The 17,518-nt window shown below is 66.6% G+C and carries 10 protein-coding genes; all 10 read left to right on the forward strand.

Annotation, left to right across the window (positions count from 1 at the left end):
• Positions 1 to 2 precede the first annotated feature (2 nt).
• The 10 genes from NO360_RS07795 (at position 3) to NO360_RS07840 (ending at position 17,440) form a co-directional block, all read left to right on the forward strand.
• The gene (locus NO360_RS07795; RefSeq protein ID WP_256307191.1) at positions 3 to 2,486 is read left to right on the forward strand and encodes an NPCBM/NEW2 domain-containing protein; all 2,484 of its coding nucleotides are present in this window, start codon (positions 3 to 5) and stop codon (positions 2,484 to 2,486) included.
• A gap of 346 nt (positions 2,487 to 2,832) precedes the next feature.
• On the forward strand, positions 2,833 to 6,096 hold the full coding sequence (locus tag NO360_RS07800) for a PKD domain-containing protein (protein WP_256307192.1): 3,264 nt from the start codon (positions 2,833 to 2,835) through the stop codon (positions 6,094 to 6,096).
• Positions 6,093 to 8,138 (forward strand): PKD domain-containing protein, encoded by a 2,046-nt coding sequence (locus NO360_RS07805; protein ID WP_256307194.1) that lies wholly within the window; start codon positions 6,093 to 6,095, stop codon positions 8,136 to 8,138. The genes NO360_RS07800 and NO360_RS07805 overlap by 4 nt, the downstream gene beginning before the upstream one ends.
• A gap of 6 nt (positions 8,139 to 8,144) precedes the next feature.
• Positions 8,145 to 8,999, forward strand: coding sequence for a hypothetical protein (locus tag NO360_RS07810; RefSeq protein WP_256307195.1), 855 nt, complete (start codon positions 8,145 to 8,147; stop codon positions 8,997 to 8,999).
• A gap of 156 nt (positions 9,000 to 9,155) precedes the next feature.
• Entirely contained in the window at positions 9,156 to 10,544 is a 1,389-nt protein-coding gene (locus NO360_RS07815) for a phosphopentomutase/phosphoglucosamine mutase (RefSeq protein WP_256307196.1), read from the forward strand.
• Between the two features lie 150 nt (positions 10,545 to 10,694).
• Positions 10,695 to 11,840 (forward strand): BMP family lipoprotein, encoded by a 1,146-nt coding sequence (locus tag NO360_RS07820; protein ID WP_256307198.1) that lies wholly within the window; start codon positions 10,695 to 10,697, stop codon positions 11,838 to 11,840.
• A 217-nt stretch (positions 11,841 to 12,057) separates the two neighbouring features.
• Positions 12,058 to 13,653 (forward strand): ABC transporter ATP-binding protein, encoded by a 1,596-nt coding sequence (locus tag NO360_RS07825; RefSeq protein ID WP_256307200.1) that lies wholly within the window; start codon positions 12,058 to 12,060, stop codon positions 13,651 to 13,653.
• Positions 13,650 to 14,882 carry an ABC transporter permease gene (locus NO360_RS07830; protein ID WP_256307201.1) on the forward strand — a complete coding sequence of 411 codons (1,233 nt, stop codon included), beginning with the start codon at positions 13,650 to 13,652 and terminating at the stop codon, positions 14,880 to 14,882. The genes NO360_RS07825 and NO360_RS07830 overlap by 4 nt, the downstream gene beginning before the upstream one ends.
• Positions 14,875 to 15,975 (forward strand): ABC transporter permease, encoded by a 1,101-nt coding sequence (locus tag NO360_RS07835; RefSeq protein WP_256307202.1) that lies wholly within the window; start codon positions 14,875 to 14,877, stop codon positions 15,973 to 15,975. The genes NO360_RS07830 and NO360_RS07835 overlap by 8 nt, the downstream gene beginning before the upstream one ends.
• A gap of 91 nt (positions 15,976 to 16,066) precedes the next feature.
• Positions 16,067 to 17,440, forward strand: a complete 1,374-nt coding sequence (locus tag NO360_RS07840; protein ID WP_256307204.1) for a geranylgeranyl reductase family protein — start codon at positions 16,067 to 16,069, stop codon at positions 17,438 to 17,440.
• Positions 17,441 to 17,518: the final 78 nt, after the last annotated feature.

Raw genomic sequence — 17,518 nt, forward strand, 5'->3', positions numbered from 1 at the left:
CGATGAGGAAACGAACCACCGCGAACGGCTCTTCGGAGGAATCGACGCGGAACGAGCATAGCATCAGTCGGAGAGACGTGCTTCGCGGCACGTCGGCACTCGGCGTCGCCGGAATGGCGTCGAGTCTGACCGTGGGACGGGCCCAGGCGGCGCCCGACGAGACGACCTTCGTGAGCGTCCCGGATATGTACAACTGGGACATCGCCAACCCCCAGTCCGGCTGGGAGGACGCGGTCGACTGGTTCTTCGACCAGCTCACGTCGGTGGAGGGTGCCGAGTTCGCCCTCTCCGCTGGAGACATTATGGACGCCCGCTGGTGGTCCGATAAACAGCAGGTCAAGACGCGGGCAGACGAATACTGGCGTGGCTACAAACAGCGGTTCGAGAACAGCAATCTCCCGGTGTACGTCGCTCCTGGCGACCACGAGCGGGGCGACAACGACTGGCCCGACTGGAAACTGGACCTGGTCCCCACGTTCGAACAGAAGTTCGTGGAGATCTTCGATCACCCTACGAACGGTCCGACGGGAAAAGAGGAACTGGCCTACTACTTCGTTACGGACAACGCCCTGTTCGTCACGGTCGATACGTGGGAGCTGAAGAACGGAGAGGTGCACCTGAGCGTTACCGGCGACCAGCTCACCTGGTTCGAAAACACCCTCTCGAACCACCAGGACAAGGACTTCATCGTCGTTCAGGGCCACGTCCCGGTCATATCCGGCGTCAACACCCGGAATTCGAGCGGGCTATACCTGGAAGGTGGGCGGTCGTCCGGGTTCTGGCAGGCGATGAAGCGGTACGGAGTCGACGCCTACCTGTGTGGCGAACACCACGCCATCACCACCGACAAGGTCGACGGTATCTGGCAGATCGTTCACGGCTCCCTCTGGGGGACGCACACGAACCTGAACTACCTCGTGGGAACCGTGGGATCGGACACGCTCGAACTCGAACTCAAGGAGTTCGACGTGAGTTACGGCGGGGGGTACATCGACCACATCAATCGAGGTGATACGAATGCGCCCCGCGAGGAGATCACGATCTCCGACAGTGCCAAACAGAACGGTCCCGCCACAATCGAGTCAATCACGATCGACAGCGCTGCGTCCGACAACCCAGACAGCGGGGGTTGTCCGGTCACCGAAATCGTGCCCGACCTGACCGATAACGGCAACGACGGCACGATCGAAGGAACCGTCTCGCAGGTCTCCGCCTACGACAGCAACGGATTGCAGTTCGACGGCGGGTACGTTACCATCCCGGAGAGTCCCGGTATCGACGTGACAGATCCACCGCTCACGGTGGAGTGTTGGGTCAAGCCCACCGACCCGAAAGCCGGTGGGAACGGGTACGAGCCGTACGTTACGAAGGTTGGAGAAACGGGCCAGTACTCGCTCCACCGGACTTCTCTGGCGAACGACGCGAACGGTCAACTCGAGTTCGCGGTCAGCTCCGAGGGAGAATTCTATACGCCCCACTCGCCCGTGCCCGACGACTGGCAAGGAACCTGGCATCACCTCGCCGGTGTGTACGACGGCAGCGCGGTCAAACTCTACGTCGACGGGGAAGAGAAAGACAGCGTCTCGCTATCCAGTCCACTCGCGGATACGACGAGTCCGGTCGAAATCGGTCGTAACTTCGGGAACCCCACGCGAAAACTCACGGACGGGACGATCGTCGACCGGGTGCGAATCCACCGGGCAGGACTCGCGGCGAGCGAACTCGACCAGTCGGACCCCACCGAGAGTGAAAATCCCGTTCTGTGGTTCGACTTCGAGTCGATCGAAACCGACGCGACCGGTGCACCGACGGGTGACACGTACCTGAGTGATCTCGAGGCGATCGACTTCACTGTCGGCTACACCTTCGAGGATTTCGGCAGAGACGAGGCCGTCACAGGCAATCCGCTGCAAGTCGACGGCCAGACGTACGACAAAGGCATCGGGACGCACGCGACCTCGGAGATACGATACTGCCTGGATCGGAACGCCGCCCGATTCAAGGCGAAAGTCGGTATGGACGAGAAAGGCGGCGAGTTCACCGGCGGAACTGCAGGCGGGGACGGCGTCGTGTTCCGGGTGCTCGGTGACGGGCAGATTCTCACCGAGCAGGGCCCGGTGACCCATCCGGAAGGGGCCGTCTCCATCGACGTCGACGTTTCCGACGTCAGCGTGCTCACGCTCGTCGCCGACGGCGGTGGCGATACTTCCTACGACCACGCTGACTGGTTACAAGCGCGCGTCACGACCCAGACCGTTCTCGAGGCGGTCGCAGGGCCCGACGGAACGGTGGGCTTCCAGGAAGTCCAGGAAGCCATCAATATGTGGGCGAGAGCGGAGCCCGTACCGGGAACCGGCGGCGAGACGATCGACTTCCAGCAGATCCAAAAGATCGTCAATCAGTGGGCGACCGGTGCGACCGTCGGCGACGGCAGTGAAGCCACGTCGGAATCGTTGACGTCGATAATCGACGCGGGGGGTGACTGAGGGATGACAGAAGCGTCGGCCGTGCCGATGACGGCAGGATCGCACTCCGCTCTCGCTCGAGGACAGCCGACGCTTCTCCCCGCCAGTCTCCGCGCACGAGGGCTGACGGCTGTCTCCGGCTCTACTACCGTCCCCAGTCCGGGAGGACCGCAGAGTAGACGCAGACGGCCGGAGCGGGACTGCCAAAAGGAGCGCTTCACGCGGCGAGACGGATTAACTATCAAATTAGTATGGTAAACAACAGAACAAAACCACAATGAATCACATCGCTCCACGCACCGGTCGGATCACCGCTGTGCTCGTAGCGCTGCTACTCGTCACATCGGTCTTCGGCCCGATCGGGACGGTGGCAGCAGAACCAGGCGTATCGATCTCCCAGACGGCCACGTCGGGAACGACGGTGGCCCCCGGAGAAACGATCACGATAGAAGCGACCATCGACTATACAGACGTCAACGGGCCCGGGATCAACGCCACAGTTCCCGACGGCTGGTCCGTCATCAGCCACAGCGACGACGGCGGCACGTACGGACCCCCACAGCCCGCGTGGATCTGGCTGGCTGGCGGCGAGACCGGTGCGAACGGGAATCACACTGTCTCGTACACGGTGCAGGTCCCCACTGACGCCTCGTCAGGTGACTACACGTTCTCTGCCGCCGGATCGGCCGGCAACCCCGCCGGCGGACCGCTTCTGGAGAGCACCGACGAACTGACCGTCACGGTCCAGGAGAACCAGCAGCCGAGTGCCTCGTTCTCGGTGACCCCGTCTGATCCGGGGGCCGGTCAGACAGTGAGTTTCGACGCCGCGGGATCGAGCGACCCTGACGGCTCGATCGACTCTTACAGTTGGGACTTCGGCGACGGGACGGCCGCGACTGGAGCCACGCCCTCGCACACCTACGATAGTAGCGGCAGCTACACCGCGACGCTCACCGTCACCGACGACGACGGTGCGACTGCGACGTCCCAACAGACGGTCTCGGTGTCCCAGGCGAATCAAGGACCCACAGCGTCGGTCACCCTATCGCCGACCGACCCAGAAGTCGGTCAGACGGTGAGCTTCGACGCCTCGGGATCGAGCGATCCAGACGGCTCGATCGCGAGCTACGAGTGGAACTTCGGCGACGGAACGGCCGCGACCGGGGCCACGCCCTCGCACGCCTACGACAGCACGGGCACCTACCAGGTGAACCTCACTGTCACTGACGACGACGGCGCGACCGCGACCGACACGACCGAGGTGACCGTCGAAGAGACCGAACCGACTCTGGATCCGAGCGTGTCGATCACCCAGACGGCGAGTTCGTCGACGTCGGTCCAGCCCGGCGACACGGTTTCCGTCGAGACAACAATCGACTACGCCGACGTCAACGGTCCCGCCATCGACGTCACGCTCCCCGACGGTTGGTCCGTCACGAGCCACACTGACGACGGCGGGGCGTACGGACCGCCAGAGCCCGCGTGGGTCTGGAGTCCAGAGGGCGGTGCGACCGGTGCGACCGGGAGTCACACCGTCTCCTACACAGTTCAAGTGCCCGCTGACACCTCCCCCGACGACTATACGTTCGCCGCCGAGGCCTCCGGCGTCGCCCCCGGCGATCAGTCGTTCGTGAACGACACGACCGACCTCACCGTCACGGTCCAGGCGCCGCCGAACCAGTCGCCGACGGCCGACGCCGGTAGCGACCAGACGGTCGAGGAGGAAACGGCAGTCACTCTCGACGCCTCGGGATCGAGCGATCCCGACGGCTCGATCGATTCTTACGCTTGGAGTCAGTCCGGTGGCCCGGCGGTCAGTCTCTCGGACACCGCCGCGGCCCAGGCGACGTTCACGGCTCCGAACGTCGACACCGAAACCACGCTCACGTTCACGGTCGAGGTGACTGACGAGGACGGTGAGACCGCGACCGACACGATCGAGGTGACTGTCGAACCGACCGCGCCGACTCTGAACCCGAGCGTCTCGGTCGCTCAGACGGCGACCTCGCCGACGTCGGTCCAGCCCGGTGACACGGTTTCCGTTGAGGCGACTATCAACTACGCCGACGTCAACGCCCCCGCTATCGACGTCACGCTCCCCGACGGCTGGTCCGTCGCCAGCCACAGTGACGACGGTGGCACCTACGGTCCCCCACAGCCCGCGTGGGTCTGGGGCCAACAGGGCTCGGAGACCGGTCTCACCGGCATCAACACCGTTACGTACACAGTGCAGGTGCCCGCTGACACCTCCCCCGGCGATTACACGTTCGCCGCCGAGGCATCTGGCGTCGACCCCAGCGACGATTCGTTCACGACTGATACGACCGACCTGACCGTTACCGTCCAGGCACCCGTCAATCAGGATCCGGTAGCGTCGGTCTCGGCGACACCGTCCGATCCCGAAGTCGGTCAGACGGTGAGCTTCGACGCCTCGGAGTCGAGCGACTCTGACGGGTCGATCGCTTCGTACTCGTGGGACTTCGGGGAGGGAACCACCGCGACCGGGGCCAACCCCTCGCACACCTACGACAGCGCAGGCACCTACACGGTGACGCTCACCGTCACCGACGACGACGGCGCGACCGCGACGGCGACCCAGCAGGTCACCGTCAGTCCAGCGCCTAACCAGGCCCCCTCGGCCGGGTTCACGTCGTCGCCGTCTGCTCCCACTGTCGGTCAACAAGTGACTCTCGACGCGTCCGGCTCGAACGATGCTGACGGCAGCATTGAGAGCTACCAGTGGACGATCGAGACGCCCGGCACGACGGGCGAGACCACCCTCCTCGACACCGACTTCGAGGCGGACTCGCTGGCGGCCGCTGGCTGGACTCACGGACCGGCCGACGGAACGGCGTCGGCCGGCGTAAGCGACGCCACGTCGAACTCGGGCAGTCAGTCGGCCTTCCACCAGGGCGGCGCCGGCGCGTTGGTTTCCCCATCGGTCGACGCCACGGGATCCCAGTCGATCGAAATCGACTACTGGGTCCAGAAGGGCCACGACGACTTCAGCGAGAACCCCGACGCGAACGACGAGGAAGACCTCGTCGTGGAGTTCCTGGCGTCCAGCGGCAACTGGGTCGAGATCGGGAGAATCGAATCGACGGCATCGCCCGGTGCGATCGTCGACGAGAGTGTCGTACTCTCGGACGCCGCTGCACTTCACGACGGCTTGCAGGTTCGCTTCCGCCAGCAAGGTGCTGACGCTACGAACGGCGACTACTGGCACGTTGACGACGTCGCGATCACCACGACTACCGAGCAAAATCAGGACATAACGATGACAGGAAATACGGCGACGTTCACTCCGTCGACGACTGGTGACTACGAGGTCACGCTCTCCGTCACCGACGACGACGGAGCGACGGATTCGACGTCGCAGACGATAACCGTTGACGAATCGACACCGGACGATCAATCGATCTCGCAGGCCGTTGCGAGTCTGAACGACGCCGGTGACGACTCCGTGATCGGTACCCAGGAGATCCAACAGGCGATCGATCTCTGGGTTGGGAACGATCCCGTCCCAGGTACCGGCGGCGAGACCATCTCGACTCCGCAGATTCAACAACTCATCGACAGTTGGGTCGGGGACGAGACTGTCGACTCCGCCAACGGAGGTGAAAACGAATGATCGACGGAACGCCACGCAGCAGGCGCTTCGCAGCGGTCGTGTTCGCGCTGGTGGTCGGACTGTCGGTTCTCTCACCGGCAGCCGCTATCCCACAGCCAGCCGACGCCGTCGGTATCGAGCAGACCGCGGGCCAGTCGGTGGTTTCACCGGATCAGACGGTCACGATCGAAACGACGATCAACGCCAGCGGCTACAACGCACCGGCGCTGGCGGTCGAACTCCCCGACGGGTGGTCGATCCAGAGTCAGTCGGCGCAGGGGCCAGCTACTTTCAAGCCCTCGACCAACGAGTGGGTCTGGCTGACTAGTGGCGAGTACACCGTCACCTACTCCGTAGCGGTCCCGTCCGACGAGGCCGACGGTGACTACAGCATCACCGCCGACGGCTCGGCGATCGACCCGTCCGACGACAGCTTCGTCGACAACGGTGCGTCGACGACGATCACCGTCCAAGCGCAACCGACCAACCAGCCGCCGAACGCAGACGCGGGCGACGACCAGACGGTCGACGAAGGGTCGACCGTGACGCTCGACGCCTCCGGATCCGACGATCCGGACGGCGACAGCCTGAGTTACTCCTGGAGCGTGACCGACGACGCGAATACGGGCGTGACGCTCTCCGACGACTCCTCGGAGACGCCCTCGTTCACCGCCCCCGACGTCGACGGCGACCAGACGCTCTCGTTCCAGGTCCAGGTCTCCGACGGCGAGACCACCGACACCGACACCGTCGAGGTTACAGTCCAGGATACCGACGACGGAGACCAACCGCCAGCGGCCGGCGTGACCGTTTCGCAGTCGGCTCAAGCGGCGTCGGTCGCGCCCGGTGAGACGGTGACGTTCGACGCGTCGATATCCACGACGGCCGCGAACGCGCCGGCGCTCGACGTGACGCTACCGTCGGGCTGGTCGATACAGAGCCAGTCCGCCGACGGTCCCGCCACGTTCAAGCCGGCTACCAACGAGTGGGTCTGGCTTTCGGGCGGTGACTACACTGTCACTTACACCGTGAGCGTGCCTTCCGGTGCGACCGGCGGGCAATACGACGTCACCGCCGACGCGTCGGCTGTAGACCAAGCCACCGACGAATTCGTCAGCGACTCGACGACGACGTCGGTCACCGTCCAGGCGCAGCCAACGAACCAGCCGCCGTCCGCCGATTTCACCGTGTCTCCGACCGAACCCGAAGTCGGCCAGACGGTGACGTTCGACGCGTCCGCTTCCACGGACGACGGTTCCATCACGTCCTACAACTGGGACTTCGCTGACGGTGAGACCGCCTCTGGCGAATCCGTCACCCACACGTACGACGACGCGGACGCCTACCCCGTAACCCTCACCGTCGTCGACGATGACGGTGCGATGGATATGAACGTCCAGACCGTCTCCGTCAGCGAACCGACGGAGCCCGAACCCGACCAGTCGACCGCGGTGTCGCTGTCGCCCAGCGACGACCTCGTCGCCGTGAACGGCACGACCACGTACGACGTGGTGGTCGAGAACGCCGACGGCGGCGTCGGCGCGTACAGTCTCGCCCTCTCCGTCGACGACGGCGAGATCGCCACCATCACGGACGTCTCGGCCGACGAGGACGCGATGTCTGACGTCCAGGTCTCCGCCGACGGCAGTTCGGCATCGGCCGACGTGGCGCTGCTCGACACCGAACAGACCGGTTCCGTCACCGTCGCGACCGTGACGGTCGCGGGCGAGGCGGACGGCGAGGCCGAGATCGGCCTCGAGATGTCCAGCCTCGGGACCGAGTCGGGTGACGCGTACGACGTCACGGCCGAGAACGGCGCGACGCTCACCGTCTCCGAGCTCGTCGTCGGCGGCGCCGAGCAGCCCGCGCAGGACCCCGACGACGACGGCGTCTACGAGGACGTGAACGGTGACGGCTCCGTCGACGTGCTCGACGTCCAACTGCTGTTCGCCGAGCGCAACAGCGACGTCGTCCAGAACTCGCCCGTCGCCTTCGACTTCAACGGCGACGGCGAGTTCGACATCCTGGACGTCCAGAGTCTCTACTACGGGGAGGTCGCCTGAAGGACGATGACCGCGATAACAGACCGACGCTACGCTCGGTACGGCGCCTGCGCGCTCGCTCTCGTCGTGCTTCTCGGCGGGGCAGTCAGCGTTGCGGCCGCCGCGAGCACCACGAACGTCGACGCGACTGCGGAGACTGACCGCCTCTCCCCAGGCGACACCACGGCCATCGACGTCGTGGTCGAGAACGCCGACGGCGGCGTCGGTGCGTTCGAGGCGACGGTGACGCTGTCGGATCCGGGCGCTGCGTCCGTCGCGGACGTGACTCTCTACGGTGATCCGAGTCTCAGCAACGTGACCGAACGAGCCGACGGCGTCGAAGTGAGTTCGGCGCTCGCGGACACCGAAGACACCGGACGCGTCACGATCGCGACGGTCGTCGTCAGCGCGGACGAACCGGGAGAGACGGACGTCGACGTGACGATCGACGTTCTCGGCGACGAGGACGGCGAAGCGTACGCCGTCGAGACGGTCGACCGTCCGACGCTCTCGGTCGTGGCCGACGACTCGGATGAGGACGATTCGAGCGACGAGGACGACGAGACGACCGTCACTAGCGTCAGCGAGGCGGTCGACGACAGCGACGACACGGAAGACGTCGCGAACGACCAGGGCGGCGACTCGATTGACTCCGACGAAGCGGAAGGCGACAGCACCGGCGGTGATGGTGCTGACGGGACCGCGAGTTCGTCCGACGGCGAGCAGGCCGAGGGCGGACTCGCAGCGGACCAATCGGCCGAGGATCGGGGAACCGTCGAGCGGTTCGCGACGTCGCTCCCCCAGCGGCCGTCCCTCCTAGGCACGCTCGGTCTCCTCATCGCCGTCGCTCTCGGTACCCTCTATCGACGTCTGCGGGTCTAAGCGCCCTCTTCTCGGCCTCCTTTTCGACGTGCGACGTATAATCCAGTCGAGATGACTGGAGCGCGATCGGAGAGATCGACATACTGCGGTGAGGACCGTCAGCACCGGTCGTCGCGCAAGCGTGAGTTTATAGGCAATCGCGGAGCCAGGTGAGGTATGGAACTCTTCGGGACCGCTGGAATCCGCGGGTCGGCGCGAGAACGGGTGACGCCGGAACTCGCGCTCGCCGTCGGGCGTGCGGTCGGCGCCGACGCGGTCGAGTCGGCCGAGACGGGAGAGAACGCCTCGCGGCGCCCGGTGGTGGTCGTCGGACGCGACGGACGAACCACGGGGCCGGCGCTCGCGGCGGCCGTGGAAGCCGGTCTCGAATCCGCCGGCGCGGACGTCCGCCGGATCGGCGTCGTGCCCACGCCGGCGCTCGCGTACGCCTCTCGGGGGCGTTACGGGGTGATGCTCACCGCCTCGCACAACCCGCCGACGGACAACGGAATCAAGGTCTTCGTCGACGGCGAGGAGTACGACCGGGGGCGCGAGCGGGGCGTCGAAGCCCACGTCGCGGCCGAGGGTTCGCCAGTCGCGTGGGACGAGTGGGGGATCGCGGAGACGAGCGACGTCCTCCCCGCCTACCGCGCGGCGGTCCTCGAGTACGCGAAGACGCACGGCGCGGACGCGACGGGGCTCGACGTCGCGGTCGACCTCGGCAACGGGATGGGGGCGCTCGGGACGCCGCAGGTCCTCCGCGAACTGGGCGCGCGGGTCGTCACCCTCAACGGACAGATCGACGGCCACTTCCCCGGCCGCGAGTCGAAGCCGACGCCCGAGACGCTGGCCGACCTCCGGGAGTTCGTCAGCGAGGGCGACTTCGCCTTCGGTATCGGTCACGACGGCGACGCGGACCGGATCGTGATCGTCGACGACGAGGGCGACGTCGTCCACGAGGACACCGTCGTCGCGATCCTGGCCGCCCACTTCGTCCGCGCGTCGGACGCGGCCGACCCGGTCGTCGTGACGACCCCGAACGCGTCCGGTCGGATCGACGAGCGAGTCCGCGATGCCGGCGGGCGCGTCGAGCGGGTGCGTCTCGGCGCGCTCCACGAGGGGATCGCCGCGGCGCGTCGCGACGGTGGCGACGTCGTCTTCGCCGCCGAACCGTGGAAGCACATCCACCCGGCCCACGGCGGGTGGATCGACGGGGTCGCCTCGGCGGCCGTCCTGACCCGACTCGTCGCGAGCGAGGGCCTCGACGGCCTCCGCGCGCCCGTCACCGAGCGACCGTACCGGAAGGTGAGCCTCGACTGCCCCGACGGCCGCAAGGCCGACGCGATGACACAGTTGGAGACGGCGTTGCCGGAGGCGTTCCCCGATGCCAGCGTCGAGACGGAGTACGGGGTCCGACTGGAGTTCGACGACGGGTCGTGGACGCTGGTCCGCCCCTCCGGAACGGAACCGTACGTCCGCGTGTACGCCGAGGCCGACGACGTCGATGCGTTCGTGGCGTCGGTCACCGAGGTCGTCGCCGCCGCAGTCGAGGGAGACGGCCACTGAGTTTCCGGCCCTCGATCCGCGGTGTCCGTTCGATCGACGGCTCCCGTCGGATACTCGTCCACTTTTCGAGCGGCAGACTGCGGGTGCAGAGACAGAAGCGACGAATTTATGCACATCTCTCTGCCCATTGTTCTATAGGAGTACACAGCTATGGATAGACGTACATTCGTGAAGGCGACGGGCGTCGCGGGTATCGCGGGACTGGCAGGGTGTAGCGGCGGTCCGACCGGCGGCACCGACACCGCGACGGACGCCCCGGAAACCGGCGACGGTGACAGCGGCGGCGACTCAAGCGGCGAGGAGACGACGACCGCGGAACCGACCGACGACGGCCCGGCGGCCAACATCGGGATGGTCTACGCGACGGGTGGTCTCGGCGACGGGTCGTTCAACGACCAGGCCCAGCAGGGGGCGCTCCAGGCAGAGGAGGAACTGGGCATCTCGTTCAACGAGGCGCAGCCGGACGAGGTCTCACAGTTCAGCACGTTCCAGCAGCAGTTCGCGGGGTCGACGGACCCGAACTACGACCTGGTCTGTTGTATCGGGTTCCTTCAGGCCGACGCGCTTTCCGATTCCGCCGAGTCGTACCCCGAGCAGAACTTCATGCTCGTCGACTCGGCAGTCGACGCGCCGAACGTCAACAACTACGTGTTCGCCGAGCACGAGGGATCGTATCTCGCGGGTCTGATGGCGAGCCTCCTCACGACCCAGGAGTTCTCCGCCGGTGCGGGCTCGACCGCGGGCGATTCGACGAACGTCGGCTTCGTCGGCGGCGTCGAGTCGGACCTGATCCAGAAGTTCGAGGCCGGCTTCGTCGCGGGCGTCCAGGCCGGCAGCGACGACGTCGACGTCAGCACGAACTACACGGGGAGTTTCAACGACCCCGCGGCCGGGAAGGAGGCCGCGACGGCGATGTACAACAGCGGTGCCGACATCGTCTACCACGCCGCCGGGAACACCGGGACGGGCGTCTTCCAGGCCGCCCAGGAGCAGGAGAAGTTCGCGATCGGCGTCGACCGCGACCAGTCGATCACGAAGCCCTCCTACTCGGACGTCATCCTCGGCAGTATGGTCAAGCGCGTGGACACGGCCGTCTACACCTCGATCCAGTCCGTCGTCGAGGGCAACTTCGAGGGCGGCAACACCAGCGAACTCGGCCTCGACCAGGAGGGCGTCGCGCTGGTCTACGGCGACCAGCTCGGTTCCGAGATCCCGCAGGACGTCGCCGACCAGGTCGCGACCGCGCGAGAGGACATCATCGCGGGCGACATCGACGTGCCGTCGTCGCCGCAGTAAGCGCGAACCGGGCTCGGACCGCGTCGCTCGGACGGGCGGACCGAGTTTCCGTTCGGACCCGCGGACCGACATCTCGTTCGGACCGGCGCCGTTCGGTAACGACTCGTTTGTTCCGCGGCGACCGCAGCCGCGACCGGTCGATCCGAGCGTTCGCCCGCATACCCGGTCGAATATCCAAACCTATTCGTTCGTCCCCCGTACAAGGGCAGACAGATCTATGGATACAGCCGTCCACCTCGACGGGATTACCAAACGGTTCCCGGGTGTCGTAGCGAACGACGACGTGGACCTCGCCGTCGAGCGCGGGACTGTGCACGCTCTCCTCGGAGAGAACGGGGCGGGGAAGACGACGCTGATGAACGTGCTCTACGGCCTCTACGAGCCGACTTCGGGGCAGGTCTTCGTCGACGACGCCGAACGACGGTTCGACTCGCCGCGCGACGCTATCGACGCCGGGATCGGGATGATTCACCAGCACTTTATGCTGGTCGACCCGATGACCGTCACCGAGAACATCACGCTCGGCAACGAGCCGAAAAAGTGGGGCGGACTCGCCGTCGATCGGGCGGCCGCACGCGAGGCCGTCGTCGAACTCTCCGAACGCTACGGGTTCGACGTCGACCCCGACGCCCGGATCGAGGACGTCTCAGTCGGCGAACAGCAGCGCGTCGAGATTCTCAAGGCCCTCTACCGCGGCGCGGACGTGTTGATCCTCGACGAGCCGACGGCGGTGCTGACGCCGCAGGAGGTCGAGGAACTGTTCGAGGTGCTCGAAGAACTCACCGCCCAGGGGAAGACGATCATCTTCATCACGCACAAACTGGGCGAGGCGATGCGGGCGGCCGACGAGATCACGGTCCTCAGAGACGGCCGCAACGTCGGCACCGTCGACGCCGAGGGGACGACCCGCGAGAACCTCGCGGAACTGATGGTCGGGCGGGAGGTGCTGCTCGACGTCGACCGCCCGCCGGCGGAGACCGGCGACGTGGTCGCGTCGGTCTCGGACATCGTCGTCGAGGACGACCGCGGAGTCCGCGCGGTCGACGAGGTCTCGCTGGAAGTCCGGGAGGGCGAGGTGTTCGGCATCGCGGGCGTCGACGGGAACGGCCAGTCCGAACTCATCGAAGCCCTGACTGGCCTGGCCGCGCCCGAGGCCGGGCGGATCGAGTTCCTGAACGAGGACGTCACCGACGCCTCCCGCCGCCAGCGCATCGAGTCGGGGATGGCGTACATCCCCGAGGACAGACAGGAGCGCGGACTGGTGATGGACTTCGACCTCGTCGAGAACGGGCTCTTGGGGAGCCAGCACAGCCCCGAATTCGGACCGAACGGCCGGATCGACTGGCCGGCCACCAGAGAACACGCCGAGTCCATTATCGAGGAGTACGACGTGCGGCCGCCGAACCCCGATTCGATCTCGGAGTCGCTCTCCGGCGGGAACCAGCAGAAGTTCATCGTCGGCCGGGAGTTCTCCCGCGACCCCGAACTCGTGGTCGCCGCGCACCCGACCCGCGGGGTCGACGTCGGATCGATCGAGTTCATTCACGAGCGGTTGCTGGAACTCCGCAAGGAGGGCGTCGCGATCGTGCTGATCTCCTCGAAGTTGGAGGAGGTCCAGGGACTCTCGGACCGCCTCGCCGTGATGTACGAGGGCGAGTTCATCGACGTCGTCGACCCCGCCGAGACGACCGAAGAGGAACTGGGCCTGCTGATGGCGGGCGAGCGCCCGGACGCGGACGCCGCACAGCGCAGTGAGCAGTCGGTGCCGCAGGGCGACGGTGCGGACGCTGCCACGGGCGGTGAGCACGCGTGAACGTGCCCGACCGGGTCCGTGCCGTCCTGAAACGACTGGCCGGGGCCTCGGCGACCGAGCGGATCCTGATCAGCACCGCTGCACTCGTGCTCTCGATTCTCGTCGGCGCCGTGCTCGTCCTCATCGCGGGCCGGATGACGACGTGTACGGCCAGCGAGGCGGTGTACTACTTCGGTACCGGCTTCTGCTACGACCCCGTTGTCGTCTTCGATCGGCTGTTCCTCGGGGCGCTGGGCGACCCCCTCAGCGGCGGGTGGTCGCCCGACGGGCAGTTCTCGGTGACGCTCCGGGAGACGACGCTGCTCCTCTTTACGGGGCTCTCGGTAGCGCTGGCGTTCCGAGCGGGCATCTTCAACATCGGCACGCAGGGCCAGATGGTCGTCGGCGCCCTGGCGACCGCGCTCGGCGTCCTCTGGGTCTCGCCGCTGGTCTCGGGCGTCGTCGGCACGGTGCTTCTGGTCCCGTTCGGCGTGCTCGTCGGAGCCGTCTTCGGCGGCCTCTACGGCGCGATTCCCGGACTCCTGAAGGCGTACGCCGACGCCAACGAGGTCATCACGACGATTATGCTCAACTTCATCGCCACCGGGGTCACGCTGTATCTCGTCAGCGGGGCGTTCAAAGACCCCGAGAGCGCGGCGAACCAGACGGTCCCGCTGCCTGAGTACGCGCAGTTTCCAACGCTCTTCTTCGGCGGTCGGCAGGACTTCTCGCTCGTCGCCCTCGCCTTCGGCGTCGTCGCGGTCGGCGGGCTGTACTACCTGCTCGAACACACGGCCTTCGGCTACGACGTCCGGACGAGCGGGATCCAACCCGACGCTGCGGAGTACGGCGGCGTCGACGCCGCTCGAACCATCGTCGCCAGTCTCACGCTCTCCGGGGCGCTGGGCGGGATCGCGGGGGCGATGTACGTGATGATGATCCTCGGGACGTTCCAGACGGGGCTCCCCGACTACGGCTTCGACGGCATCACGGTCTCGATCCTCGCCGGCAACAACCCCCTCGGCGTCGGGATCGCGGCGCTGCTCTTCGGCGTGCTCAAGAGCGGGACGACGGTCGTCCAGTTCGCGACGGACGTCCCGCCGCAACTCGTCGGCGTCCTCCGCGGGCTCATCATTCTCTTCGTGGCGATGCCGGAGTTCTTCAGGCTCGTCGGCAAGCGGGTGACGGACACGGGATCGAAGGTCGTCGCCACCGACGGCGGCCGTCCGGACGGTGATTCCGATGAGTGAGGCCCCCGAGAGGTCGGACGCGGCGTCCGAGCCCGAATCCGCGCCCGAGAGCGGCTTTTTCGAGCAGTACTCGGCGCGCGCGCTGACGGCGGGGGTCACGGTCGCGGCGATCGTCGCGCTGCTTCTCGGCGGCTGGCTCTTTCCGGACTCGATCGTCGGCACCTTCGCGGACGTCCTCACGAGCGAGAACACGCTCTCGGCGGCGCTTCGACTCTCCGTTCCGATCGCCTTCGCGGCGCTCGGCGGGATCTTCTCGGAGAAGTCCGGCGTGATCAACATCGGGCTCGAAGGACTGCTCATCATCTCGGCGTTCACCGCGATCTACGTCACCGACGTCACGGGCGGGGTCTGGATCGGTTTCGGCGGCGGCATCCTCGCGAGCACGCTGCTCGCGCTGCTCTTCGCCGTGGTCACGATCGAGTTCCGCGCGGACCAGATCATCGCGGGGCTTGCGGTCTGGCTCATCGCGCTCGGCCTCGCGCCCTTCGCCTCGCAGGTCATCTACGGCGGTCCCAACACGCCGACGGTCCCGACGCCCGGAGCCATCTCGGTGCCGGTGCTCGCCGAAATCCCGTTCTTCGGCGCCCTCTTCTCCGCGTCGCCCTCGGTCTACCTGCTCTTCCTGGCGGTCGGTCTCTCGTGGTACGTCTTCGAGCGGACGACGTTCGGTCGCTGGGTCCGCGCCAGCGGCGAGAACCCGAAGGCGCTCGACACCGCGGGCGTGAGCGTCGCTCGCGTCAGGTACGCGGCGGTGCTCCTCTCGGGCGTCCTGGCCGGGATGGGCGGCTCGGCCCTGTCGCTCGACCTCGGGCAGTTCACCGGCAACGGCCCGACGATGGTCAACGGGAAGGGGTTCATCGCCATCGTGGCGTACCTGTTCGGCAACTACAACCCGATCGGCGCGTTCCTCTCGACGATGCTGTTCGCCGGCCTCGACGCGATGCAGACCGTTCTTCAGTTGCAGGGAATCGGCATCCCCCGACAGCTCATCCGGATCACGCCGTTCGTGGTCGTGATCGTCGTCCTCGCGCTCGTCGGGCGGACGCGGATCCCCGAGGCCGCGGGCGAGCACTACGAGTCCGGTGAGGAGTGACCTCAGGTGGTTCGGGTCGCCTTTCGATCCGATTCCGGCGGCGGCGGCCGAGGGATAAAGAGTTTTCCGCTCGCACGCGAGAGACGGAACGATGAGTACCTCCCACGAGTACGACGTCGTCGTCGTCGGTGCGGGGACGGCCGGCTGCTACGCGGCGGCCACCGTCGCCCGCGAGGGCCTCGACGTCGCGATCGTCGAGCGGAAATCCGCCGAGGAAGCCGGACACATCGCCTGCGGCGACGCGTTGAAGGGCGCGGACGCGTTCCCCGAATCGATCCCGAAGTCGCAGATCGAAGCGTCCTTCACGAACACGGGCGTCGATCACGGCCGCTTCGAGATCCCCCAAGAGGACACCGTTCTCGACATCCCCGTCCCCGGCGAACTCGCCGTCATCGACCGCTGGGAGTACGGTCGGCTGATCATCGAGGGCGCGGAGCGCGCCGGCACCGACTTCTACTACGACACGGTCGTCCAGGACGTCCGCCAGGACGACGACGGCACCGTAACGGGCGTCCGCGGCAGGCGGAACGGCGACGTCGTCGAGTTCAGCGCGGACGTCGTCGTCGACGGCGCGGGGTCGCTGTCGATTCTTCAAGATAAGACCGACTTCTCGAACTCCCGCTTCGACACGAACGTCTCCTACTCGCAGTTCTGTTCGGCCTACAGAGAGATCGTCGAAGTGCCCGAACCCGTCGAGTGGGACGACGCGCTCGTGTTCAAACCGACCGAACGCGCGGCGGGGTACCTCTGGTACTTCCCCCGGACGGAGACGACGATCAACGCCGGCCTCGGCTTCCAGATGAACGAGGAACCGATGAAACTCGTCGAAGACCTGAAACGGGACCTCACGACCCGCCCGGAGTTCGAGGGCGCGGAGGTGAAAGACAAGCTCGGCGCCGCGCTGCCGACGCGTCGACCGTACGACTCGGCGGTCGCGGACGGCTTCGTCGCCGTCGGCGACGCCGCCGGTCACGTCAACCCCACGACGGGAGGCGGCATCGCCGGCGCTGCCTACGCCGGCACGTACGCCGGCGAACAGGCCGTTCGCGCCATTTCCGAGGGCGACGTCAGCGAGGCGTCGCTGTGGCACTACAACGAGCGCGTGATGGATCACTTCGGCGCGCGCTACGCCGGTCTCGACGTCTACAACGTGCTCTCGACCGCCGTCGACGTCGACGACCTGATGGGTCTCTTGGCCTCGCTGCCGGGCGAGAAACTCGCCGAGGCCCTGTACTCGGGGACGACCTCCTTCGGTCCGACGCTGCTGGCGAAGACGGCGAAGGAGTCCTTCGGCTACTGGGGACAGATCCTGAACTTCTATAGAACGAAGAACCTCGCGGACGACCTGATGGAACACTACGCGCGCTACCCGCGCCGTCCAGAGGCGCTCGGCGTCTGGCAGGCGCAGCGCGACGCCCTGATGGACGACATCTACGAGGTCACCGGCGCGGAACCGAAGTACTGACCCGGCCGCGTTTCGGCTGTTTCGTTGCAGGCGCGAATGGACACCCTCAGCGCCCCGTGAGACCCACGGCGTCGACCC

It is taken from the genome of Halobellus litoreus (genome assembly GCF_024464595.1).
Lineage (GTDB): Archaea > Halobacteriota > Halobacteria > Halobacteriales > Haloferacaceae > Haloquadratum > Haloquadratum litoreum.

Bases quoted from the DNA above. Each gene is read 5' to 3' on its own strand.
- NO360_RS07795 (WP_256307191.1), top strand. From the start codon at position 3: ATGAGGAAACGAACCACCGCGAACGGCTCTTCGGAGGAATCGACGCGG.
- NO360_RS07805 (WP_256307194.1), top strand. From the start codon at position 6,093: ATGATCGACGGAACGCCACGCAGCAGGCGCTTCGCAGCGGTCGTGTTC.
- NO360_RS07810 (WP_256307195.1), top strand. From the start codon at position 8,145: ATGACCGCGATAACAGACCGACGCTACGCTCGGTACGGCGCCTGCGCG.
- NO360_RS07815 (WP_256307196.1), top strand. From the start codon at position 9,156: ATGGAACTCTTCGGGACCGCTGGAATCCGCGGGTCGGCGCGAGAACGG.
- NO360_RS07820 (WP_256307198.1), top strand. From the start codon at position 10,695: ATGGATAGACGTACATTCGTGAAGGCGACGGGCGTCGCGGGTATCGCG.
- NO360_RS07825 (WP_256307200.1), top strand. From the start codon at position 12,058: ATGGATACAGCCGTCCACCTCGACGGGATTACCAAACGGTTCCCGGGT.
- NO360_RS07835 (WP_256307202.1), top strand. From the start codon at position 14,875: ATGAGTGAGGCCCCCGAGAGGTCGGACGCGGCGTCCGAGCCCGAATCC.
- NO360_RS07840 (WP_256307204.1), top strand. From the start codon at position 16,067: ATGAGTACCTCCCACGAGTACGACGTCGTCGTCGTCGGTGCGGGGACG.